Consider the following 24,073-nt stretch of genomic DNA (forward strand, 5'->3'; position numbering starts at 1 on the left):
GATCGGTTCCATGCACGGCCGAATCCTCTCTCTCACCTAAAGATTAGATTTTATGTCAGTTTTTCAATTTATATGTACATATCTTTATTGTACTGCTTTCCGTCTTCATCGCGCAAATATGATCTAAAAGAAAACGACTCCTATAATGAGGAGCCGTGACTTTTCTTAAGAATATGTTTCTTCTTTCTTTTTCTGCTCTTTCACAAGTTCCGTAAGCAATCCAATAATCTCATCATTCTCTTCTTTTAAACCAACAGTAATACGAATACCATCTGGCAATCCAAACGCAGCACCTGAACGAACTATATACCCTTTTTGCATTAATCTTTCAAATGCTTCATTACCAGGGATCCCAAGATCTAAGAAGATGAAATTTGTTTGTGATGGATAGTAAAAAACGTCGTACTCCTGACAGAACGTATAATATTGATTTAGCCCTTCAGCATTTCGTTTCACACATTCTCGTAAAAATTCTTGATCTTCTATCGCTGCCAAACCAACTGCTTGCGCAATAGATGAAGTATTAAATGGTAATCTTGCTACTTCTAATTGCTGTATAAGTTTTTCATTCCCCACAGCATATCCAATACGAAAAGCAGCTAAACCATATGCTTTTGAAAATGTACGTAACACCATAAAGTTTTCATATTTTTCAAGAAGCGGCAATGTTTGAGGATAGTCTTCCGCTCCTGCGTATTCATAGTATGCTTCATCCATAATAACAAGGGCAGTTTTGGGAACTGCCTCTAAAAATGAAAGTAATTTTTGTTTTTCTACATATGTTCCTGTCGGGTTATTCGGATTACAAATCCATACAATTTGCGTTTTTTCATCAATTTCCTTTAACATCGCATCCAAGTCATGAATACCATCCTTAAGCGGCACTTCACGAACCTCTGCCCCTTCAATTACAGCATGGTGATGATATTGTGAAAATGTTGGGTTTGCCATCACAACATTTGTACCTTTTTGTAATAAGGCGCGACTAACCATTTGAATCACTTCATCTAAACCACTACCGAATAAAAGTTGTTCTGGTTTCACATGAAGGTGTGCAGCTACTTTTTCACGAAGTTCAAACGCTGCTCCATCTGGATACAGAGCGGATTGTGTACTTAATGCAGCTAACGCTTCTCCTACACGTTTTGAACAACCAAACGGGTTTTCATTAGATGCTAATTTTACAATTTTAGATAACCCATACTCTCTTTTTACTTCTTCAATGTTTTTACCAGGCACATATGCTTTCAAAGTTAACAATTGCTCTTTTACTCTCATTTTAGTTCCCCCTGTCATTTTACTAGATCAGACCGTAATACAATCGCCTTTTCACAATACATATGCTCTACTTCATGCTGCAACTTTTTTGTCATGACTGTCATCATACGAATACATAAGTAAAGCATTCGATGTATCTATGTCTTTTACACACATCACTCATACATAAGTAAAGCCTTCCAAGCGTCTTCACGATGCCAGAAAACATGCATTTATGTCAGCCATCGATACAGTATCAGTGGGATAGGGTTCCATTATCATTTTTTATTCTTTTCATTAAACGCTCTGCTACAGTCAATATCTCCTCAACTACACGATCCTTACCTGTAATTGCGCCGTAAATTACACAAATCAAATGGATTCCGCATCTCTTTGAAATGCTTCTAATGCAGTATGAACAGTCTCATCAGAAATAGATACGACATTCACTACCCCATATTCCTGCATAAGTACCATACGAATTGTTCCTGCGTTCGCTTTTTTATCTTGCTTCATTACTTGCACAAGACGTTCTATATGTAGGTTCTTTGGCATATGCGGATAACCATACTGAGAAAACCAACGCTGTATTTCTTTATAACCAAGGTCTACCTTGTAAATTTGTTCACTTAAAAATATAGCGAATAACATACCAATCGCTACTCCATCACCATGTGTAATTTTTCCATACCCCATCTCTTTTTCAAGAGCATGTCCTAATGTATGTCCAAAATTCAAATGAGCACGTACACCTTTTTCCGTTTCATCTTGTGCTACAATATTCGCTTTTACAGGAATTGCTCGCTTTAGTATATAAATTAATTTTTCATCCCGTATATCTTCTAATCCTTTTACTTCTCGCTGTAACCAATGATACAATTCAACATCACCGATAAAGGCATGTTTAATTACTTCAGCAAACCCTGAACGCCACTCTTTTTCCGGTAATGAATTTAGAAATGGAGTATGATACAAAACTGCTTCTGGTTGATGAAACGCTCCAATCATATTTTTCCCTAGCGGATGGTTAATGGCAACTTTTCCACCAACTGCGCTGTCATGTGCCAGTAAAGTTGTCGGAACTTGAATAAAGCGAATACCGCGCATAAATGTAGCCGCAACAAAACCAGCTAAATCACCAATCATTCCTCCTCCAAGTGCAACAACTAGAGAATGTCGATCCATCACATTTTCAAGTGCTGATGTATGAGCCGCATAAAAATTTTCAAATGATTTTTCTTTCTCTCCACTTGGAACAATAAATGAAAAAACATGTTTTTCTACTTGTAATGCATTCATAACTGCTTCTAAATGGAATGATGCCACAGATTCATCAGAAATGACCATGATATTAGAAACAATTGGTTTCATATTTCGAACAAGCGTTGTCAAATGTGACAGCGCATCTTTTCCGACATATACATCATACTCTTTAGACTGTGTTTGAATATGTATTTTTTCCATTAAAACTCCCTCGCATATTCATTATGTTTCTTTATATTTTCACGAATACAATCCATACGATCTGCTCCAAATTGTTCTACTAAAGCCGCTGCTAATTCCCATGCAACAACTGCTTCTGCCACAACGCTAGCTGCCGGTACAGCACAGCTATCAGATCGTTCAATACTCGCTGAAAAAGATTCTTTTGTATCAATATCAACACTCTGAAGCGGTTTATATAGAGTTGGAATTGGTTTCATGACGCCGCGAACAACAACCGGCATTCCTGTTGTCATGCCACCTTCTAATCCACCTGCATGATTCGTTCGTCTCGTATATCCTTTTTCTTTATCCCAAAGAATTTCATCGTGTACTTGACTCCCTGGCTTATGTGCTGCTTCAAATCCAATACCAATTTCCACACCTTTAAAAGCATTTATACTCATTACTGCTGCTGCTAATTTCGCATCGAGTTTTCGATCATAATGTACATAACTCCCTACTCCAATTGGCATTCCTTCTACAATTACTTCTACAACCCCACCAATTGAATCTCCACTTGCTTTTGCATCATCAATTGCCTGCATCATCTTTTCAGACGATTCCTCATCTAAACACCGAACAGGAGATGCTTCTGTAATTTCTTTTAGTTGTTCTATTGATTCGTATGTAAACTTTTCTGCTTGCACACCACCAATTTCAATTACATGTCCAGCAACTTTTACACCTAGTTCTGCTAAAAGTTTTTTTGCAACAGCTCCCGCTGCAACTCGAACCGTTGTTTCACGTGCTGAAGAACGTTCAAGTACATTTCTCATATCACGGTGTCCATATTTAATTGCACCATTTAAATCAGCATGACCAGGTCTCGGTCTTGTAATTTGTCTCTTCATCTCTTTTTCTTCTTGTTCAGTTAACGGATCTACTCCCATAATCTTTGTCCAATGAGTAAAATCTCGATTTTCAACAACGAGTGTAATGGGAGAACCAAGCGTATGACCATGTCTGACACCACTAACTATTTGCACTTGATCTTTTTCAATTTGCATGCGTCTGCCACGTCCGTAACCTTTCTGCCTTCTTGCTAATTCTTCATTTATATCATCTGCTACTAAAGGTAACCCTGCTGGAATACCTTCCAAAATTGTCGTAAGTTGCGGACCATGAGATTCACCAGCTGTAATATATCGCATCGGTTATTCCCCCTTTTCTTGTAATTCTTTTATCCCACATTAACGGGCGGGAAGAGGCTCTGACCGCTTTTATGCATGGCCCGATGATCTCTTCCTAAAAAAGAAAAAGTTTATATCGTTTTTTCAATTTGTATAGTTATTCCAAAGTTATTCTTCATTTATAGAAGTTCCACTTTATGTATCAATATATCATACCAACCTTTACTTCGTAACTATTTGAAACTAAAAAAGTGCAAGAGGAGTATTCACACTCCCCTTGCACTTTTCACTGTTACCACAGTAATTAAAGCGTTTACAAATTATTTTAAAATAATTAGTAAATCCATTGATTCATTAATTTTGAGTAGTCTACTAATTCTTCTTCTTTAAAGAAAATACCAATCTCACGTTCTGCACTTTCTAGAGAATCAGAACCATGGATAATATTTTTCGCAACTGTTACACCAAAATCGCCACGAATTGTACCTGGTGCCGCTTCATGAGGTCTTGTTTTACCCATCATATTACGAGCAGTATCTACTACACCTTCACCTTGCCATACCATTGCAAAAACAGGACCAGATGTAATAAAATCTACTAATTCACCAAAGAAAGGTCTTTCTTTGTGCTCAGCGTAATGTTCTCCTGCAATTTCTGGAGTAACCTGCATTAATTTCGCACCAACTAATTGAAAGCCCTTTTTCTCAAAACGAGCTACAATTTCCCCAATGAAGGCACGTTGTACACCATCTGGTTTTACCATTAGAAATGTTTTTTCCATAAAAAATCTCTCCACTTCTGAATTATGTATGTAATTGTATATCCCCACACACATATTATCACCCTTGTCACAATTGTGCAATAGTTTTGAAATAGAGAGATTATTTTATTTATAAAAGAAAGTCATTAAAATTTTCGTTTCCCAATATACTTTGCAACATTTTGCAAAGCATATTTTGCTTGTCCACGTGGCAATGGTTTTATTACCTCTAATGCTTTATGTAAATAACGTTCACTAAATGCAAATGCCCGATCGATTGCTGAGCTTGTTTTAATATCATGAATAATTTCTTTCATCTCACTTGCAGTTGTATTTTCATGCACAGAAACTATTTTCGCGCGAAGCTTTGGATCTTCCATTGCATACAAAACTGGGAGTGTAATATTCCCTTGCAACAAATCTCCACCAGCAGGTTTTCCTAATTTTTCTTCTGTTGAAACGAAGTCTAAAATATCATCAATAATTTGATAAGACATACCAACAAAATAACCATACCAAAACAAACGATTTACTGTATCACGGCTCGCACCAGAAGCAATAGCTCCCAACTGACAACTAGCCGCAATCAACAATGCTGTTTTTCTCTTTATCCGTCGTAAATATGTTCTTAAATTTTGATTATAATTATATTTATCCTTAATTTGTTCGATTTCACCTTTACATACTTCCAAAATTGTATACGATAATGCCTGGTGTGCTTCAGGAACTTCTAAATTTGTAATACACTCAAGAGACTTTGCAAACAAATAATCTCCCGTATACATTGCAATACGGTCTCCCCATTTTGCATTTACGGTTGCACTACTTCTTCGTAAGAGTGCTGCGTCAATTACATCATCATGAACAAGAGAAGCCATATGAATGAGCTCTAAAGCAACTGCAACATGTTTAATTGCATCTAACTTGTAGTCTCCAAACTTGCCTGCAAGAAGCACAAAAACAGGACGAATTCGTTTACCACCAGCTTCGATAAGCTGTAATGCCGCATCTTCTATTAGTTGTTGCTCTGAGGCAACAACCTTTTTTAATTCTTTTTCTATTACATCAATATCCGATCGTAAAAAAGAGTACATAAGTTGTAACTTCATATTGTTCACCTTAACCTAAAAACGTCTTTTTTCTTTTTTCTATTTTGACTTTGGTTTGAATCCTAAGTGCATAGCTGCTACACCAAAGGTAAATGGTTTCACTTGTACATGCTCAAGCCCTGCAGATTCAAACATCTTCCCTAATTCTTTCATCCCAGGGAATGTGCTAGCAGACTCCTGAAGCCATGAATATTCCTTATAGCTTTTCGCAAACATTTTACCAAACAACGGCATAATATATTTGAAATACAAAATGTACATCTGACGAAAACCAATCATTGTTGGTTGAGATGTTTCTAAACAAATTACTTTGCCGCCTGGTTTTACTACTCGAGTCATTTCTTTTAGTACATGCATATAATCAGGAACATTACGAAGACCAAAGCCAATTGTTACATAATCAAATGTATTATCTTCAAATGGAAGTTCCATTGCATTCCCATGCATAAGTTCTACCTGTTTTAAATTTAAAGCTTCAACTTTCTCTTTCCCAACAGATAGCATATTTTCACTGAAGTCTAATCCATATACTTTCCCAGTCGTTCCAACCGCATCAGCAAGTGCAATTGTCCAATCAGCAGTTCCACAACACACATCTAACGCCTTGCTTCCTAACTGCACATCCATAATTCGCATCGTTTCTTTTCGCCATGCTTTATGCCTTTGAAAACTTATAACTGAGTTCATTACATCGTATTTATCAGAGATTTTTTCAAATACGTCATGTACTCTTTCTTCTTTTGATTGTTGCATGCGCTTACCCTTCTTCCAATATAAAGTTGCTTATGTTTTCAATTTATCTTTTAAAGCAGAAACTACCCCATCAATTTCTTTATGACTTTGTAGAAATATTTTTTCTTGTTTATTCATTTCTTCCATCCACTCTGTAAAGACAGCTTCCACATTTTTGTCATCATTTGACAATACTGCTTGAACCGCTTGAAAAACAGGTGTATTTTTTCTTTCAGCATACAATTGATACTCTTTTTGAAGCCGATTATTCCCTAGCATATACGCTATAAACGGTTTCCAATGTGATAAATGAAAATGATCACACGTTTTTTGTAAAAGTGCCGATTCAATGGTCATAACACTTTTAACTACTTCATCTACTGTTTCATATGCTCTCTGATATAACATAATTTTATGTTCATTAATTTCTTTAATCCCCTCAGCAAGCGCACGAATTAATACAATATCACAATTCATTGAAAGTAAATAATAATACAATCCACTATAGTAATCACCTGCAAGTACTGTAAGCTGACGACGCTTATGGAATCCACTTGTTTCTTCATCTGCCTTGTTTGATACTTTTTCATGTGTATCAAGAGCGATTTGTACAAGCATAATCGTCACAACATAGTGATCGATTTGGTCTTTATGTAAATTTGCACTTTTTAAAGCAGCATATAAAAGTACTACCTTTTCTTCATCAATAAATGGTTCTTCAATATAGTTTATAAAATAAGGATGGCGCAGGTTTGATAACAACTGCTCCTTTATATCCGCATACCCTCCGTAGATGTCACACACAAAAAATCACCCTTGTTTTCTAATTCATAAAACCTATTATAACACATACACTCTATTTTCTATAACCAAAACTTAGGGAATCAAAACAAACTACAATTTAGAATTCTATTCGTGCGATACGCATAAAAAAACAAAATTTCATTCACCTATAAGTTTTTGAACAACCATAAAAAAATATAACCCTTGTTCAAAGACTATATTTCCTTAATAAACTCACATTAAAGTGAAAGTTTCCTTTCTATCTACCTCACTATAAACATGTAAATTTTACAAGCCGTAGTCCTCCACCTAATCTCTTTTTTTGATACTGATATTTCTTCTTACAAATAGCCTGCATCGACAGGAAACTCTTATTAAAATAAAATAATATAAATAAAAAAGAAAAGCAGTTTCCCGCTTTCCTTTACTTTGTCTTAATAAAAGACAAAATTTCGCTACGTGCCGCTGCATCATTTTCTAACACACCGCGCACTGCTGTAGTTACCGTTTTTGCACCCGGCTTTTTCACGCCGCGCATTGTCATGCACATATGCTCCGCTTCAACAACTACCATCACACCATGAGGTTCTAGTACTTCCATAATAGAATTAGCGACCGTTGACGTAATACGTTCTTGAAGTTGTGGACGACGTGCAATTGTATCTACAGTACGAGCTAATTTACTTAAACCTGTTACTTTTCCACCACGTGGAATATATGCAACATGAGCAACTCCGTAAAACGGAACAAGATGGTGCTCACACATCGAATAGAATGGAATATCTTTTACTAATACAAGCTCCTCGTGATCTTCTCCGAACACTTTGTGCAAATGTTCCTTTGGATCTTCATGCATACCTGAAAATACTTCTGCATACATTTTCGCAACACGTTTCGGCGTATCAAGTACTCCTTCACGATTTGGATCATCTCCAATTGCTTCTAGAATAAGACGCACTGCTTGCTCGATTTGTTCTAAGTTAACTTTTGCCATCCGCTTAACCCTCCCGAAAAACCTAAAAGTGATACGAACACATTCTAGCATATTTATGATTTTAAAAGCAAAAAGAAGAGTTCCCAAAAAGGAAACTCTTCTTCCCTGTTAATATGTAAGGATTATTTAACCGCATCTTTTAACGCTTTACCAGGTTTGAATGCAGGTACTTTACTTGCAGCGATTTCAATTTCCTCACCAGTTTGTGGGTTACGTCCTTTACGAGCCGCACGCTCACGAACTTCGAAGTTACCGAATCCGATCAATTGTACTTTATCACCTTGTTTTAAAGCTTCTAAGATAGAATCAAAAACAGCGTCAACTGCTTTTGTTGCGTCCTTTTTAGAAAGGGAACTTGCTTCTGCAACAGCATTGATTAAATCTGTCTTGTTCATGCCATTCACCTCCTCCCAAAGATAAGACTGTATAATGATCATAAAATGAGTCTTACTTTCATTTGTAGGCAATTTTTACAAATTCTATACTACAAAGATGTAGATAAATCATTATCAACGCCTATATTATACGATTCTCCTGTATAATTCAATATTTTTAAAGAAATTGTTACCCCGAAAATGTGAAAAAACGATGAAACTTGACAATATGCTACAAAGTATTAGATAATGTCTATTTCTATCTATTCCCCTACAAAGTAAAACTCTCCTCACGAATCAAGTATTTACGAATCGTTACCTTCCCATCTATCTTCCTCTCTTTTCTTTGAACCTTACCGTGAGCATCCTACCACCTGCAAATAGCGAGATAAAAAAACAAAAGCCCCCTGCCAGCAGGGAGCTTTTGTTTATAAAATAATAGCAATTAATCCGCCAGATCCTTCGTTGATAATTCTTTCTAGCGTTTCTTTTAATTTATAACGTGCATTTTCAGGCATTAAAGACAATTTTGCTTGAATCCCTTCTCGGACAATTGAACTAAGCGAACGTCCAAAGATATCAGAATTCCATATAGAAAGCGGGTCATCCTCAAAATCTTGCATTAAGTAGCGAACAAGCTCTTCACTTTGCTTTTCAGTACCAATAATTGGTTCAAATGTAGATTCAACATCTACTTTAATCATATGAATAGACGGTGCAACTGCCTTTAATTTCACACCAAATCGCGATCCATGACGAATTATTTCCGGTTCATCTAGACTCATATCAGCCAAGGCGGGCGCAGCCACACCATATCCTGTTTGTTTGACCATTCTTAAAGCATCTGAAACTTGATCATACTCCGTTTTTGCATGAGAAAGATCAAGCATAAGCTTTAACAAATGGTCTTTCCCTCTAATTTCTACTCCTACAACTTCTTTTAATATTTGATCGTACAGTTCATCTGGTGCGTATAAATCAATTTCCGCAACACCTTGCCCCATATCAATCCCAGCTAGGCTCGCCCGATCAATAAACTCATATTGACTAAACTGCCAGACAACGCGGTCTACATCTCGCAGGCGTTTTATATCTTTAACCGTCTCTTGAACAGCTTCTTGATAACTTTGGCGTAACCAATGCCCTTCATTTAACACCATGACCCAACTTGGAAGATTCACATTCACTTCCAAAACAGGGAATTCAAATAAAGCTTCACGAAGTACATTGTAAACATCTGTTTCTCGTAAACTCTCCACACTCATTGCTAGTACAGGAATATCATGCTCTTCTGATAAACTCTGGCGCAACTGTTCTGTATCTGGATGATATGGCTGTACTGTATTAATAATCATGATAAACGGTTTACCTACTTCTTTTAACTCATTAATAACACGTTCTTCCGCTTCTATATAATCCCTTCTCGGAATTTCTCCAATCGTTCCATCAGTTGTAATGACAACCCCAATAGTAGAATGCTCTTGAATTACTTTACGCGTTCCAATTTCAGCAGCCTCATGAAACGGGATAGGCTCTTCATACCACGGTGTATTAATCATTCGTGGGCCATTCTCATCTTCATAGCCTTTCGCTCCAGGAACCGTATAACCTACACAATCTACTAATCGAATATTTACTTCAAGACCATCATCAACATGGATGGAAACTGCTTGGTTTGGAACAAATTTCGGTTCTGTTGTCATAATTGTACGTCCAGCGGCACTTTGAGGTAATTCATCTTGTGCTCTCTGACGATCTGAATCATTTTCGATATTCGGAATAACAACAAGCTCCATAAATTTTTTAATAAATGTTGATTTCCCTGTTCGAACAGCTCCTACAACCCCTAAATAAATATCACCGCCTGTGCGCTCAGCGATATCTTTAAAAATATCGACCTTTTCCAATTGATTCCCTCCCTCGAAATTTTTGGGAATAATACAAGTTTGTATTCACAAACAATACCTTTCATTGATGTTTCCTATCCTATAAAGGATTCTAGAAGTGCGGACAATATATCATATGATTTTGTCCTAATTTCATATGACTATTTAAAAAGAAACTTTTTGTTTTCATCATAAGTTGTATTACATGAAAAAAACCTTTCTTCTAGAATTTATTCGCTAAAAGAAAGGTTCATGACTTATCATTTAAAAAAAATTGGTTCTCCGTTTTTTACTGTATACGGTAAAGAGTATGCAGGCACAAATGGTGTATCTTTTAAAAGCATATCCCGAATATCTTCTCCCTCTTTCATTTCTTCTCCATTTTTTTGTAATATTTCATATAAATCCATTCGGTAATCAACAAAAATCTCTCCTTTTTCATTGATTACAAGCGGTAATCCCTTTCCAGAATACGGACTTTTTACTTGTGGTACATCTTTATATCCCATTTTTTTGAAATCTAGTTCATAAACACCATCTGCAATCACCTTTTTAAAAGGAGGATATTGATGATCATCGCGATACATTTGCAACTTCAACTGAACATCTCGTATTTGTTCCGCCATTCTGACATCAAGTAACTTCACTGTTGGATTTGTTTCTACATCTACTAATACGTATTGATACACCCCACCACTTTCATACGCATTCCCAGGCGCTTCTTGTATATAACGTGGTGCAATTTTTTGAAAATCAATGGGGTATTTTTGATAAATCGGTGTGTTCATATCACGTGTTTTGATTGGTAATAAACCACTATTTTGTTCCTTATATGTATTAACTGCCTTTTGAACAGCTTGCAATTGATCTTCATAAGGGACAGCATTTTGTTTCAAATTTTCTTTAGGATACATACACCCCGATAAAAGGCTTATACAACAAAATATTAAAATAATATAAGTTTTTTTCACAGACAATCCATCCTTTATTTTCTCACTCATATCCATTAAAATTTGTTTACACATCTGCACCTACCTCCTCACAATCTATTTGAAAACAAAGAGTGGTGATGATTCATTCTTATTGTTCAACCGGTCCACTAAACACTACAAGGAAAATAACAATCCCGGATACAATCATAAGTGTATAGGCAATACTCGCTGTAATCCCTTTCAAAATTTTATTCTTCATTTTATGTCTGCTTAATAAAATGAAAACCACAGCAATAAACATAAACCCCATAGCCCCTAAAGAAAACCACATTTTGATAAGTCCTTCAGACATATGTACACCCCTTAATTATTAATCTATTTTTATATTATTTTAACAAATTAAAAATTTTAAACAAATAGAAAAATAATATAAGACCATTCTTTTTTAGGTGGGAGAGAGCAGTCCCATGTCATATAAAGGCAAAGAGAGTATATGAGTACGGGTCACCTTTTATTTTTCGTAGCAGTAACTTGTATATCTAAAAATCAAAATAGATTTCTATACAATCAATAAAAGTAAGCTTCCATTAATGAAAATCCCTTTTTCTCTCACTCCTTTACTTTCAGTTAAACTTTAAGACAAAATATTACCGCTCACAGCTAATCGTAAAAAAACAAAAATAAAACCGAAGCGAATATATCCCCTTCGCCTCGGTTGACCAAATATGCCCACAAACAGCTCTAACCCCGTTTCTTCATAGCTATCGTATGCAATCCTTAAGTCCTTTGTTTCCCATACTTTATTTTTTAAACATTTTACTTAACGAGCTAAAGTCTGTCGGCATGTTATTATTAATAATCGCTTTTACAATTTGATCTTCTTGTTCTTTTGGTACCTCTCGCCCTGCCATTACTGCGACTTGATGGATTAATTGACGTAGTACTTTCTCATCGCGTAAATTTGCATTTTGTACAGATGACGCTAATTTAAAAATATCGTCTTTATTTACTTTTGCTTCTTTCTCAATATTACTGAAAATGTTATTATCCATTCCCTTCACCCTCTCTTCAAGTTACAATCCATCGTATGCAAAAAGAAACAAATGGTGAAAAGACCCAGAAAAACAAAAAGCTGTATACGCGCTTTTCTGCACGTATACAGCTTTTACCTATAATAAATCAGGTATCGCTTCAACTTCGTGTTTACGAACACGTCCCATCAATGATCCTACTGCATCTTTCACATTATTCCCATTGAATAGTACATCATATAAAACTGACGTAATCGGCATTTCAACTTCCATTTTCTCAGCCATTTCGTATGCCGCTTTCGTTGTTCGTACACCTTCAACTACCATACCCATACTATCGAGTACTTCTTCTAATGAATATCCTTTTCCAAGCATATTCCCTGCACGCCAATTTCGGCTATGCACGCTTGTACAAGTTACAATCAAGTCACCCATTCCTGTTAAACCAGCAAATGTTAACGGATTACCACCCATCTTTCTTCCTAAACGGGCAATTTCCGTTAAGCCACGCGTCATAAGAGCGGCTTTTGCATTATCACCTAACCCAAGGCCATCTGTTATACCAGCGGCTAATGCGATAATATTCTTTAACGCTCCACCGAGCTCTACTCCAACAATATCAGGATTCGTGTACACTCGGAAATAACTATTCATAAATAAATCTTGTACTTCTTCAGCCGCTTCCATTCGCTTCGCAGCAGCAGTCACCGTCGTCGCTTGACGAAGCCCTACTTCTTCCGCGTGGCTTGGCCCTGATAAAACAACAACATCACGAATAAGATGCGCTGGAATTTCTTCTTCAATCATTTCTGAAATACGTTTTGAAGTACCTGGTTCAATTCCTTTACTTGCATGAATCCAAGTAATTGGCTGTGAAACAATATCTTTCATATTTCTTAATACTTCGCGATAAGCTTTCGTCGGTACAACTAAAAGTACCGTATCTACATCTACTAACGATTCCTCTAAAGAAGAGTAGGCTACGATTGTGCTTGGCAATGTAATTCCTGGAAGGTATCGACTATTCTCATGCTTCATATTAATTTCATCCATAAGCTCTGAACGATTCCCCCAAATACGTACATCATGACCATTGTCAGCTAATACCATCGCTAACGCTGTTCCCCAGCTACCTGCTCCTACTACTGTGATTTTTTTCATAAAATCACATCCTCTCCATTAGTCTCTTGCTCTAGAAATAATTCGAATTGGCGTTCCTACGAAGCCAAACGACTCACGCAAACGATTTTTCAAGAAACGTTCATATGAAAAATGCATTAGTTCTGGATCATTTACAAACACAACAAATGTTGGTGGTTTCACTGCAACTTGTGTTGCATAGAAAATTTTCAAGCGACTACCATTATGTGTTGGTGTTGGATTCATTGCCACCGCATCCATAATTACATCATTTAGTACATTCGTTTGTACGCGAATGCTATGACTTTCATTGACTTCATTAATAACTGGCAATAATGTCTGTGTACGTTTTTTCGTTTTCGCAGATAAGAATACGATCGGTGCATAATCCAAGAATTGGAAATGCGCACGAATATTTTCTTCAAATGCTTTCATTGTCTTTTCGTCTTTTTTAACTGCATCCCATTTATTCACAACGATAATAACAGCTCGTCCTGAATCATGTGCATAGCCAGCAATTTTTTTATCTTGCTCAATAATTCCTTCTTCGCCGTCTAAAACAACTAAGACAACGTCAGAGCGTTCAATCGCTCTTAGTGCACGAAGTACACTATATTTTTCAGTGCTCTCGTATACTTTTCCCTTTTTACGCATACCAGCTGTATCAATGATAACGTAATCTTGGCCATCTTTACTATATGGTGTATCGACAGCATCACGTGTTGTTCCTGCTACATTACTTACGATTACACGCTCTTGACCAAGCAATGCATTTACTAGTGAAGATTTCCCTACGTTTGGGCGACCAATTAGTGAGAAACGAATTGTATCGTCATCATATGCTTCCTCTTCAATTTTTGGAAAATGATTTGCTGCTTCGTCTAATAAATCACCTAAACCTAATCCATGTGTACCTGAAATTGGGAATGGTTCACCAAATCCTAATGCATAGAAATCGTAAATATCATTACGCATCTCTGGATTATCAACTTTATTCACCGCTAGTACAACCGGCTTTTTAGAACGATATAAAATCTTTGCTACTTCTTCATCCGCAGCTGTTACACCATCGCGACCATTTGTCATAAAAATGATAACATCCGCTTCATCAATCGCAACTTCTGCTTGTTGACGAATTTGTGTCAAAAACGGCTCATCTCCAATATCAATTCCACCCGTATCAATAATGTTAAATTCATGATTTAACCATTCTCCCGCACTGTAAATACGATCTCTCGTTACCCCTGGGATATCTTCTACAATTGAAACTCTCTCTCCAACAATTCTATTGAAAATAGTAGATTTCCCTACGTTCGGGCGTCCTACTATTGCCACTACTGGTTTCGGCATATCATTTCATCCTTTCAACTTGCTTCTGTTTATTATGTAAAAAACCCTTCTTTGTGCAAGAAGGGATTTGCATTCCAGAATATTTCTCATCGTATCAAAACACCTCATATTATATCACACGTTACTAATGTTTCACAATAATATATACATTCTCTTGTAGGCGGTGTGCAATACCGTCTAAAATCGCTTCTAAATTATTTGCTACAAATTCCATTTCTTCTTTTGAATCACACATAAATAAAGGCGCTCCACCAGCGAACTTTTCTGGCGTTGTTGTAATTACAGCAAGAATATAACTTTCTAACCTCATCTCATATCTCCCCTTCCTTTCGGGGCCTCTGATGACATGTGAACAGCACTTTCTAACGTTGGCACACTTCCTATTACTGCAATCGCTTTTTTTACATCTTGGTCTTGTGGGAGTACAAATAACCCTACCCTTCCATCTTCTAAATCACGTTTAGCCAATGGGACTAACGCTGGAGTTCCAGAATCTCTAAATACGCCTAACGCAACCGAAACATCATGCAAGATTGCTTGTCGTTGTCCAAGATTGGAAATCGTTACCCTTGCATCAATAGACTTAGGCTTTAAAATAAAGCCCATTCCATACTTCATAATTTCTTCTTGTCTTGCTGGCAATCCAATATTCATAATATAAATATTATCAATATATAGTCCTGCTCCTTCAAAACGGAGAGGAGCATGTTCAATGTCTACAAGATCACGTAACCTTTTACCAGACATCAATGTTTTTGCAATAAAGAATCCCACTAAGCCAGCAACTACACCAGCAATCCATGAATGAAATCCTATATATGTAAATGTTGTCACAAACGCTGTTAACATCGCTAAATAGTTGCGACTTTCAAACACAAGGGCTATCCCCTCAATATACGTATTTCCACGTGGTACAAGCTCATATCCATCTAATTGCTGCAGCGTATTCCTTTCCATATTTCGAACATCTCGAAATTGAGACGCAGCTAACGTCAAAAAGGTGATTGCTGAAAAGTCCTTCTTCAAAATAGACGGAATAGCAATCGCTCCTAAAGCTGCTGCAATTAGCCCCATAGCAACGTGAATGATTTTTCCATGTAAACGTGTCGGATACTGCCTCGTATCTGTACGAAGCATCAAAATTCGTGTTAGCGTTCCAGCTATGACGCCACATAAAATGGCTGATGTATATTCAGTCATGTATTACCCTTGCCTTTCTTTTACATGTTTTTTCCTAAACAGTCCTCTATACGCCGATATTTTTACGATATAAAACATCAGCATTACAAGTAGCGTAGAAACAGCAATGATATCAAAAAATGTCAAACTACCAAATTCGTATGGAAAATGAAGCCTGCGAAAAATAAATGTTACCAATATTTCTCCTTGTAGCGCTCCGGCATACAAGGAACATAGACGCAATAAACGATCTCTATGTAATAAAATCGATGCATACACAAGAGTACCACTTAACATAAAGGTTCGATCAATAACAATCCAAATCGGGTCGTACACCTCTAATAAATGAAAACTCGTGTATAACATAGCAATAATAAGTGCCGACAATAAAGCGTACACTTTTTTCCATATAGAATATAGAGCAACCCCCAAAAAAGAAATAACACCAAGTATAAGAGCATTTACTGATATAGTGAAAGAAGCAATAGATACGGTTATCTGGGAACAAATAATAAACATTAATATAACAGCACTGACTTTCCAACGAATTTCATCTTTTCTCAAAAAAAATGTTGTAACAATCCAACCCATCCATGCTACGAAATAAAAATAACTTCCCTCCATATTTTTCCCTCCTATCATTTCCATTATGGGAACTTTTTATGAAAACTAATCCTTTTCTTCTTTTTGCATAGTTTTTCTTATAACAGCAACACTTTCTATTAAGGAGGTGTATACAACAATGGGAAAAGACCGCCAAGAAAAGAAGTTAAAACAATCACGCCGTGTTGAATCAGATCGTGACCAATCATTACAATATCCTGGTGCAACTGGTCTTGATACACCAGAACAAGCTCGTAAACAAAATCAGCATTAAACAAAATGAAATGAAAAAACAGCCAATGTTGGCTGTTTTTTCATTTCATCGTCTCAAAGTTCATTATGTTATTAAACCAATTTTCATCGCTTTCTTAATTGCTTCTACACGATTAGAAACTTGAAGTTTCGTGTATATATTAATCATTTCACCTTATAATTAACAAATAGCCCATGGAAAAATCCTGATGTAAGAGTGTATTATCTCTGACTATAACATGTAGTATCAATTCCACGTTGTGCTAACCAATGATACGTATCACCTTTCACAATAAGTGGCACTCGCTGAAGCTCAGAAATCGTTCTCGCTCCAAGGGCCGTCATAATAAATTGTAAATCTGTATGTAAAAGTTCTATTTCTTCGATTAACTTGTCTACACCATCATTCATTAATATACGTAAAAAATAACCAGCAAAAGCCGTCGCTTGCGCACCTAGCGCGATTGCTTTTGCTACATCAAGTGCCGTTTGTATACCACCAGATGCAATAAGGGAGAGGGTGTTATTTGTAGAGGACGCTTCTATTATTGAGGTAGCCACCTGAATGCCCCAATCATTAAAATAAGAAAGCATTCGCTGCCTTCGTTCATTTTCAACTGCGGCAAAGTTTGTGCCACCATAACCACCAATATCTACAGCTGTAACGCCAACATTAACTAGTTGTTGTACCGTTTCTTTACTCATACCAAACCCTACTTCTTTTACTATAACTGGAACCGGTGAACTTATTACGATTTTTTCAATTCGCTCCAATACGCCTGTAAAATCTCGGTCGCCTTCTGGCATCGTTAATTCTTGAATGACATTTAAATGTATTTGCAACGCATTTGCTTCAATCATATCAACTGCACGCCTCGCTTGTTCAACGCTTGCTTCACTACCCAAATTTGCAAAAATGATTCCATTTGGATTCACCTTTCGAACAATTCGATAAGAGGAGGCTTCTGTTTCATCTTTTAAAGCAGCCATTTGAGAACCAACAGCCATCGTAAGATTGTGATACTTTGCCACATGTGCTAACTGCTCATTAATATGTAATGTGTGATCTCCCCCACCACCAGTCATTGCATTGATAAAAATCGGCGAACTTAATGAAAGTTCGCCGATTTTTGTTTCAAATGTAATGCTTTCATAACTTGAATTTGGCAAGCTTTGATGGACAAAAGCAATGTCATGAAAGCCATGTATACGAGACTGTCCGGTGGAAAGAGCATATTCAATATGTTCTAATTTTCGTTTCGCCCTTACCACTTGTATCCCTCTTTATTTTTTTAATTTTTTCAGTTGTTCACCAATAATATCACTAAATTGGAAAGTTGCAGATTCAGAAGTCGGCTCATATTGGCTATAATCTTCTGTTTCATTATTTTCTTCAATAGCTTCTTTTATACTTAAAGAAATTCGTTTTTCTGCCGCATGCACTTCAAGTATTTTCACTTTCACTTGTTGTCCCATTTCCAGTACTTCATTTGGGTTTTTCACATGACGATTTGCAATTTGTGATACATGCACAAGGCCTTCTACACCTGGTAAAATTTCAACGAAAGCACCGAAGGTAACAATTCTCTTCACTACACCTTCTCGAATATCACCTGCTTTAACTTCAGCAGAAACGTTTTCCCAAGGTCCTGGCTGTGCTGCTTTAATCGATAAAGAAATACGCTGCGTATCTGCATCAACTGATAACACTTTAACTTTAACACCTTGTCCTTGTGTTAACACATCAGAAGGCTGTGCAACACGATCATGAGAAATTTGTGAAATGTGTACCAAACCATCTACGCCACCAACATTCACAAAAGCACCGAAGTCAGTTAATCGTTGAACTGTACCTTCCACAACGTCCCCCTCTTTTAAAGAAGAAATTGCTTCTTTTTTCTTCGAATCTAATTCTTGTTCGACAACTGCTTTATGTGAAAGAATAACACGATTCTTTTCACGATCTAATTCAACGATTTTCACCGCTAATGTTTTTCCTTTATAATCAGTAAAATCTTCTACATAGTGCATTTCTACAAGTGAAGCTGGAATAAATCCACGGACACCGAGGTCCACAACTAAACCACCATTCACAATATCTTTTACAGTAACATCAAACACTTCACCTGAAGTGAATTTCTCTTGCAACTCTACCCATGCTTTTTCTGCATCAATAGCACGTTTCGATAACACAAGATCATCATCTTCTAATTTAATAACTTTTAATTCCAGAGTTTGGTCTAATTCTACAACATCGCTCGCTTTTTCAATATGAACGTTAGCTAATTCACTAATCGGAATAACGCCATCTGTTTTGTATCCAACATTTACAAGAACTTGTTTTTCTTCAACCTTTGTTACAGAACCCGTAACAACGTCACCCACTTGTAATACTTTTGAATCCATAACTTCTTCATTCATTTTCTCTACCATGGAAATACCTCCCTACAGAATTGACAAAGCTTTTTTATGTATACACGAAATGAAAACAAATGCTTTCATTTGCATGTTATAAGAATGTTTTAGCATATACTCGCTTCTAATACATACAACAACCTATTGTTTATCCTACACTTTATAGAAGATATAGTAACCTATATAAATAGTATACAGCAAAATCTCCTTGAATAAAGTATGTTTTAAAATATAATAGCGAATATATTCTGACAGTTCCTCTTCTTTTACTAACTTCTTACAAATTGACTTATTTGTCAAGGAAAGCGTCTCACTATACTGATATTTTCAAAATAAAAAAGAAAGAGGATTCCCCCTTTCTTTATTTTGAAAATGCTACAGAAACAATATCCATGATTTCTCGGACAACTTCTTCAATTGATAAAGAAGTTGTATCTAATTCCAATGCATCATCCGCTTTTTTCAGTGGAGAAACTTCACGCTCTGAATCCAACTTATCACGCTCAGCAATCTCTTTTTTCAGTTGCTCTAAACTAGAAGCGAAACCTTTCTTCGTGTTTTCAAGATGTCTCCGCTCCGCTCTTTCTTGAACAGAAGCAAGCATAAAAATTTTCACTTCCGCATTAGGTAGCACATGCGTACCGATATCACGCCCGTCCATTACTACGCCGCCCTTTTCTGCTAGAGCTTGTTGACGACGTACCATCTCTTCACGAACAAGACGATGCTTAGCAACAATTGATACGCGATTTGTTACGTCCGGTGTACGAATCGCGTCGGATACATCCTGGTTGTTTAAGAAAACTAGCTGTGTATTTTCACCTTGTTGAAACTCTATATTTACATTTTTTAAAACTTCCATTAAACTTTCTTCATTCTCAATATCTACATTTTGCTGAAGAGCAGCGTATGTAAGTGTACGATACATTGCACCTGTGTCAATATACACATAAGAAAGTTCTTTCGCAACAATCTTTGCAACTGTACTCTTTCCAGCAGCCGCTGGACCATCTATCGCAATTGAAATTCGTTTATCCATTGTAACACCTCATTTTTTCACTTGTAAAACAAAATGAAAAGCAGGTACAAATCCCCTGCTTCTCTGCGCTTGTTTCATGTCGATTAAATCCTCAATTATTGTAGCACAATCCTTACTAGAAGAAAATGAAAACTACTTATTCACTTGTAAAACATTCGTTATACCTTTATCTACAACACCTTCATAATAAACAATTTTCGATAAATATTTCACTGTAGATTCTTGCATAAAAAGCAATTGAATAATGCAAAGACAAATAAATTGAACTAATACTATACGAATTAAAACTCCCTCAATTTTTTTCAAAAAATGTCCTCTTCTCATTTTTTTATTCATTTCAACAACCTACAATACAAAACTAAAAATCCTCTCACTTCTATATATCTCAAATATAAAGTAGCTAACTTTATTTTCATTTTTAATACAAACTTTTATACATTTCCATTGTCGAATCTAGCAAAAACGTGGTATGTTCTTAATGTATTTTTCGACTAGAAAGGGGTATAAGCATTGAAAAAAATCCTAGTTTTACACACAGGTGGAACAATTGCAATGGAAGAAGATAAAGAAACTGGGGTTGTACAACCTGGAAAACAAAATCCTCTTTTAAAGTTCATTCCTGATTTAGAGGGTAATATTGATTTAATTGTTGAAGATGTCTTTCATCTTCCATCACCTCATATGACTCCTAGTGAGATGTTACAATTACAAGTCATCATTGACGAAAGAGTAAAAAATGAAGACATCCATGGTGTTGTCATTACACATGGTACAGATACATTAGAAGAGACTGCATATTTTTTAGATTTAACTGTACAAGCGAACATTCCAATTGTTGTAACGGGGGCAATGCGCTCTAGCAACGAATTAGGCGCTGACGGTTTATATAACTTTTTATCCGCTGTAAAGGTTGCAAGTAGTAGCGAAGCACTTGGAAAAGGTGTTCTTGTCGTGTTGAACGACGAAATCCACTGTGCAACAAATGTAACAAAAACACATACAAGTAATGTCGCAACATTCCAAAGCCCTCAATACGGACCAATCGGTATGGTAACAAAGCGCGGGGTTGTCTTCCATCACGCTCTCGTACATCATGAAACATACGAAGTTGGACAAGTTTCTAAAAATGTCGTTGTGTTAAAAGCTTACGCTGGTATGGATGATACATTATTAACAGCAATTGAAAGCCTACCGGTAGATGGGATCATAATTGAAGCACTTGGTCAAGGTAATTTACCACCACGAACGCTCTCTAGTTTGCAACGCTTAATAAATAAAGGAATTCCAATTGTTCTTGTTTCCCGATGCTTTAACGGAATTGTCCAAGATGTATATTCCTATGAAGGTGGGGGAAAACAGTTAAAAGATATGGGTATTGTTTTCACATATGGTTTAAACGCCCAAAAAGCTCGTATTAAACTACTTGTTGCTTTAGAATGTACTGATTCTAAAGACAAAATCCAACAAATGTTTATGCAGGATTAAAAAATAAGCTGTCGAAATTCGACAGCTTATTTTTGTTCTCTTGATACAACTGTTTGTGTAATTGCTCCACCATGAAATCTTCCATTCTCAATAAAAATTTCATTTGCATTATTGCCCGCTGCAATAACACCCGCAATAAAGATATTCTCAACATTCGTTTCCATTGTTTCTTCTGTAAATATCGGACGCCCTGTTTCTTTATCAATTTCTACTCCCATTTTTGTTAGGAAACTATGATCTGGGTGGTATCCTGTCATCGCAAATACAAAATCATTTTGAATTGTAAATGCCTCTCCTTTACTTGTATACGTAAGTGTATGTTCGGTAATTTCTTTCACGTGAGCATGGAACTGCATTTGAATTGTACCATTACGTACTAATGCTTCAAATTCAGGTAATATCCACGGCTTAATACTCGGTGAATATTCCCCCCCACGATACAACACCGTTACACGCGCTCCAGCTTTTACAAGTTCTAGCGCTGCATCTATACTTGAGTTTTTCCCTCCTATTACAACTACATCACGATCAAAATATGGATGTGCCTCTTTAAAATAATGGGAAACTTTATCTAAGTTTTCTCCAGGAACGTTCATATAGTTTGGATTATCATAATACCCTGTTGCCACTACAATATATTTTGCGGTATATATCTCCTTGTTCCCATCACGCTTCGTCGTATTTACTCTAAAAAAGTTCCCATCTTTTTGCACTTGTTCTACGCGTTCAAAGGCATTTACCCGTACTCCTTTACGCTTTACCACTTCACGATAATAAGCAAGCGCTTGATTACGAACTGGCTTACGATTTTCTGTAATAAAAGCAACATCACCAATTTCTAGTTTTTCACTAGAAGAAAAAAAAGTTTGGTGAGTTGGATAATGATAAATTGCATTCACAATATTTCCTTTTTCAATTACTAGTGGATTGATTCCTTCTTGCTGCAGTGAAATCGCTGCTGCTAATCCACACGGTCCGCCCCCGATTATAATAGCTGTTTCTTTTTGCATACCCGGTTCACTCCTAGTCTTCTGCTTCAATCTCTATTTATTATAAAACAAGAAAAAACCTACTTTCAGCAGTAGGCACCTATCTTCATTGTATTCATTTTTCATATATTTGTCATCTATACGATACGTACATTCGATAGACGTCCGCTAAAAACTGTCTAAAACTTATTCCTTGTTGCCCTAATACATTTTCTGGATCAATTTTTCTCGTAGGATCAAGCGTTTTATGAGATACAATATCCTTTTTAGGATTTAGATTGAATGTATGACATAAATAGGCATGGTACCATGTAAACCGCGTGTAAGAATCCCAAAAATTAACATTACCTCCATAACACATTTCAACACCAATCGCTGCTTTGTTCGCATCATAACCAAACAAATCATTATCCGTTGGTACACTATATCTTACGTGATACGCTACCTCATCAATTGGGATAATTTCTAAAATGGTCCTATCATCTATAAAAGTATGCGCCGATGCCTTTGGTTGTACTTCGTTAAAGTAATCACGATTTCCTATCGCGTTGCTCCCAGGATTCCCCGTATCATGACTTACAATAAATTTCACCTTCGAAAGGCGAATTCCTGGCCGTGAGCTTCCGTACCCAATATAATTCCGCTCTATAGGGAACATAACCATGTCTATCAACTCCGCTCTAGAAAATTACCTTTCTTCCTTATATATGTATTCGACCTCAATATCTATATAGCACATTTCTTTACGCAAAGAGAAAATCAAAAATGTTTGAAGTAAACACCATAAATAATAAAATACTTACAGCTGTTCCATAAAACCCATAAAACCAAACACGATCTTCTTTAGTATCTAAACCGAAAAATTTATTCACAGATTGTAACAAAGATGAACGTTTCACATCTTTTTTTCGTAAAACCTCTACCCGTTTCATAACATCTGTTGGCATCATAAGTCTTTGGTCTGCTATGATTTTCATTATTTATCTCTCCTTATTTTGTTTCCGTTTTGTTTATCTAAGGAAAGTATAGCACAAACGTTCTGTAGGAACAAGTGTTCTTTTTTATTTTTTATAATCGTACATCCATTTTGAAAATAATATTTTAATCCCTATTATATATTCCAATAAAAAACGTGGTTCCCTCAAAAG

General features: G+C 36.3%; 26 protein-coding genes and 1 pseudogene. 2 read left to right on the top strand and 25 right to left on the bottom strand.

Annotated elements, in window-relative coordinates:
* Positions 1-165: 165 nt before the first annotated feature.
* The 18 genes and pseudogenes from hisC to M014_RS0107760 all read right to left on the bottom strand — a co-directional run bounded on the left by hisC (position 166) and on the right by M014_RS0107760 (position 16,766).
* A complete protein-coding gene (gene hisC / locus M014_RS0107675) occupies positions 166-1,278 on the bottom strand; it encodes a histidinol-phosphate transaminase (RefSeq protein WP_026591195.1) in 1,113 nt (370 codons plus the stop codon).
* A gap of 351 nt (positions 1,279-1,629) precedes the next feature.
* Positions 1,630-2,721, bottom strand: coding sequence for a 3-dehydroquinate synthase (aroB, locus tag M014_RS0107680; protein WP_026591196.1), 1,092 nt, complete (start codon positions 2,719-2,721; stop codon positions 1,630-1,632).
* The gene (gene aroC, locus M014_RS0107685; RefSeq protein WP_026591197.1) at positions 2,721-3,893 is read right to left on the bottom strand and encodes a chorismate synthase; all 1,173 of its coding nucleotides are present in this window, start codon (positions 3,891-3,893) and stop codon (positions 2,721-2,723) included. The genes aroB and aroC overlap by 1 nt, the downstream gene beginning before the upstream one ends.
* 313 nt (positions 3,894-4,206) lie before the next feature.
* A complete protein-coding gene (gene ndk, locus M014_RS0107690) occupies positions 4,207-4,653 on the bottom strand; it encodes a nucleoside-diphosphate kinase (protein WP_000415880.1) in 447 nt (148 codons plus the stop codon).
* Between the two features lie 125 nt (positions 4,654-4,778).
* Positions 4,779-5,741 carry a heptaprenyl diphosphate synthase component II gene (hepT, locus tag M014_RS0107695; protein WP_026591198.1) on the bottom strand — a complete coding sequence of 321 codons (963 nt, stop codon included), beginning with the start codon at positions 5,739-5,741 and terminating at the stop codon, positions 4,779-4,781.
* Positions 5,742-5,780: 39 nt separating this feature from the next.
* Positions 5,781-6,494: a demethylmenaquinone methyltransferase gene (locus M014_RS0107700; RefSeq protein ID WP_026591199.1), complete on the bottom strand. Its 714-nt coding sequence runs from the start codon at positions 6,492-6,494 to the stop codon at positions 5,781-5,783.
* Between the two features lie 30 nt (positions 6,495-6,524).
* Complete coding sequence (locus tag M014_RS0107705) at positions 6,525-7,277, bottom strand: heptaprenyl diphosphate synthase component 1 (RefSeq protein WP_026591200.1); 753 nt, start codon at positions 7,275-7,277, stop codon at positions 6,525-6,527.
* A 403-nt stretch (positions 7,278-7,680) separates the two neighbouring features.
* Positions 7,681-8,250, bottom strand: coding sequence for a GTP cyclohydrolase I FolE (gene folE / locus M014_RS0107710; protein WP_026591201.1), 570 nt, complete (start codon positions 8,248-8,250; stop codon positions 7,681-7,683).
* A 122-nt stretch (positions 8,251-8,372) separates the two neighbouring features.
* Positions 8,373-8,645, bottom strand: a complete 273-nt coding sequence (locus tag M014_RS0107715) for an HU family DNA-binding protein (RefSeq protein WP_001043860.1) — start codon at positions 8,643-8,645, stop codon at positions 8,373-8,375.
* A gap of 407 nt (positions 8,646-9,052) precedes the next feature.
* Complete coding sequence (spoIVA, locus tag M014_RS0107720) at positions 9,053-10,531, bottom strand: stage IV sporulation protein A (protein ID WP_026591202.1); 1,479 nt, start codon at positions 10,529-10,531, stop codon at positions 9,053-9,055.
* Positions 10,532-10,770: 239 nt separating this feature from the next.
* A complete protein-coding gene (locus tag M014_RS0107725; protein ID WP_026591203.1) occupies positions 10,771-11,481 on the bottom strand; it encodes a hypothetical protein in 711 nt (236 codons plus the stop codon).
* Positions 11,482-11,590: 109 nt separating this feature from the next.
* Positions 11,591-11,794, bottom strand: a complete 204-nt coding sequence (locus tag M014_RS0107730; protein ID WP_026591204.1) for a DUF2768 domain-containing protein — start codon at positions 11,792-11,794, stop codon at positions 11,591-11,593.
* A gap of 448 nt (positions 11,795-12,242) precedes the next feature.
* Positions 12,243-12,494 (bottom strand): stage VI sporulation protein F, encoded by a 252-nt coding sequence (locus M014_RS0107735; RefSeq protein ID WP_026591205.1) that lies wholly within the window; start codon positions 12,492-12,494, stop codon positions 12,243-12,245.
* 117 nt (positions 12,495-12,611) lie between these two features.
* Positions 12,612-13,634: an NAD(P)H-dependent glycerol-3-phosphate dehydrogenase gene (locus M014_RS0107740; protein WP_026591206.1), complete on the bottom strand. Its 1,023-nt coding sequence runs from the start codon at positions 13,632-13,634 to the stop codon at positions 12,612-12,614.
* Positions 13,635-13,652: 18 nt separating this feature from the next.
* On the bottom strand, positions 13,653-14,963 hold the full coding sequence (gene der, locus M014_RS0107745; RefSeq protein ID WP_026591207.1) for a ribosome biogenesis GTPase Der: 1,311 nt from the start codon (positions 14,961-14,963) through the stop codon (positions 13,653-13,655).
* Positions 14,964-15,087: 124 nt separating this feature from the next.
* Entirely contained in the window at positions 15,088-15,273 is a 186-nt protein-coding gene (locus M014_RS0107750; protein WP_026591208.1) for a capping complex subunit for YIEGIA, read from the bottom strand.
* Positions 15,270-16,163, bottom strand: a complete 894-nt coding sequence (locus M014_RS0107755) for a YIEGIA family protein (protein ID WP_026591209.1) — start codon at positions 16,161-16,163, stop codon at positions 15,270-15,272. Before M014_RS0107755 ends, M014_RS0107750 begins: the two co-directional genes overlap by 4 nt.
* Positions 16,156-16,766 (bottom strand): annotated as a pseudogene (locus M014_RS0107760) (YphA family membrane protein). Before M014_RS0107760 ends, M014_RS0107755 begins: the two are co-directional and overlap by 8 nt.
* 118 nt (positions 16,767-16,884) lie before the next feature.
* Here M014_RS0107760 and M014_RS28070 point away from each other — a divergent pair.
* Entirely contained in the window at positions 16,885-17,019 is a 135-nt protein-coding gene (locus M014_RS28070) for a YpzI family protein (RefSeq protein WP_003206535.1), read from the top strand.
* A gap of 200 nt (positions 17,020-17,219) precedes the next feature.
* Here the strand turns inward: M014_RS28070 and fni are convergent, their stop codons facing one another.
* From fni to M014_RS29580, 4 genes are all read right to left on the bottom strand, one after another.
* Positions 17,220-18,269: a type 2 isopentenyl-diphosphate Delta-isomerase gene (fni, locus tag M014_RS0107775; RefSeq protein ID WP_026591211.1), complete on the bottom strand. Its 1,050-nt coding sequence runs from the start codon at positions 18,267-18,269 to the stop codon at positions 17,220-17,222.
* Between the two features lie 12 nt (positions 18,270-18,281).
* Positions 18,282-19,430 carry a 30S ribosomal protein S1 gene (rpsA, locus tag M014_RS0107780; protein ID WP_026591212.1) on the bottom strand — a complete coding sequence of 383 codons (1,149 nt, stop codon included), beginning with the start codon at positions 19,428-19,430 and terminating at the stop codon, positions 18,282-18,284.
* A 343-nt stretch (positions 19,431-19,773) separates the two neighbouring features.
* A complete protein-coding gene (cmk, locus tag M014_RS0107785) occupies positions 19,774-20,451 on the bottom strand; it encodes a (d)CMP kinase (protein ID WP_026591213.1) in 678 nt (225 codons plus the stop codon).
* 132 nt (positions 20,452-20,583) lie between these two features.
* Positions 20,584-20,757 carry a DUF5359 family protein gene (locus M014_RS29580; RefSeq protein ID WP_090691103.1) on the bottom strand — a complete coding sequence of 58 codons (174 nt, stop codon included), beginning with the start codon at positions 20,755-20,757 and terminating at the stop codon, positions 20,584-20,586.
* A gap of 204 nt (positions 20,758-20,961) precedes the next feature.
* On the opposite strand from M014_RS29580, the gene M014_RS0107795 reads away from it, so the two are divergent.
* Positions 20,962-21,936 carry an asparaginase gene (locus M014_RS0107795; RefSeq protein WP_081810986.1) on the top strand — a complete coding sequence of 325 codons (975 nt, stop codon included), beginning with the start codon at positions 20,962-20,964 and terminating at the stop codon, positions 21,934-21,936.
* A gap of 26 nt (positions 21,937-21,962) precedes the next feature.
* Here M014_RS0107795 and M014_RS0107800 read toward each other — a convergent pair whose 3' ends face one another.
* The 3 genes from M014_RS0107800 to M014_RS0107810 form a co-directional block, all read right to left on the bottom strand.
* Positions 21,963-22,946 (bottom strand): YpdA family putative bacillithiol disulfide reductase, encoded by a 984-nt coding sequence (locus M014_RS0107800; RefSeq protein ID WP_026591215.1) that lies wholly within the window; start codon positions 22,944-22,946, stop codon positions 21,963-21,965.
* A gap of 112 nt (positions 22,947-23,058) precedes the next feature.
* On the bottom strand, positions 23,059-23,589 hold the full coding sequence (locus M014_RS0107805; RefSeq protein ID WP_026591216.1) for a peptidoglycan recognition protein family protein: 531 nt from the start codon (positions 23,587-23,589) through the stop codon (positions 23,059-23,061).
* A 79-nt stretch (positions 23,590-23,668) separates the two neighbouring features.
* Entirely contained in the window at positions 23,669-23,905 is a 237-nt protein-coding gene (locus tag M014_RS0107810) for a DUF3961 domain-containing protein (protein ID WP_026591217.1), read from the bottom strand.
* Positions 23,906-24,073: the final 168 nt, after the last annotated feature.

It is taken from the genome of Bacillus sp. UNC437CL72CviS29, from assembly GCF_000482345.1.
Taxonomy (GTDB): domain Bacteria; phylum Bacillota; class Bacilli; order Bacillales; family Bacillaceae_G; genus Bacillus_A; species Bacillus_A arachidis.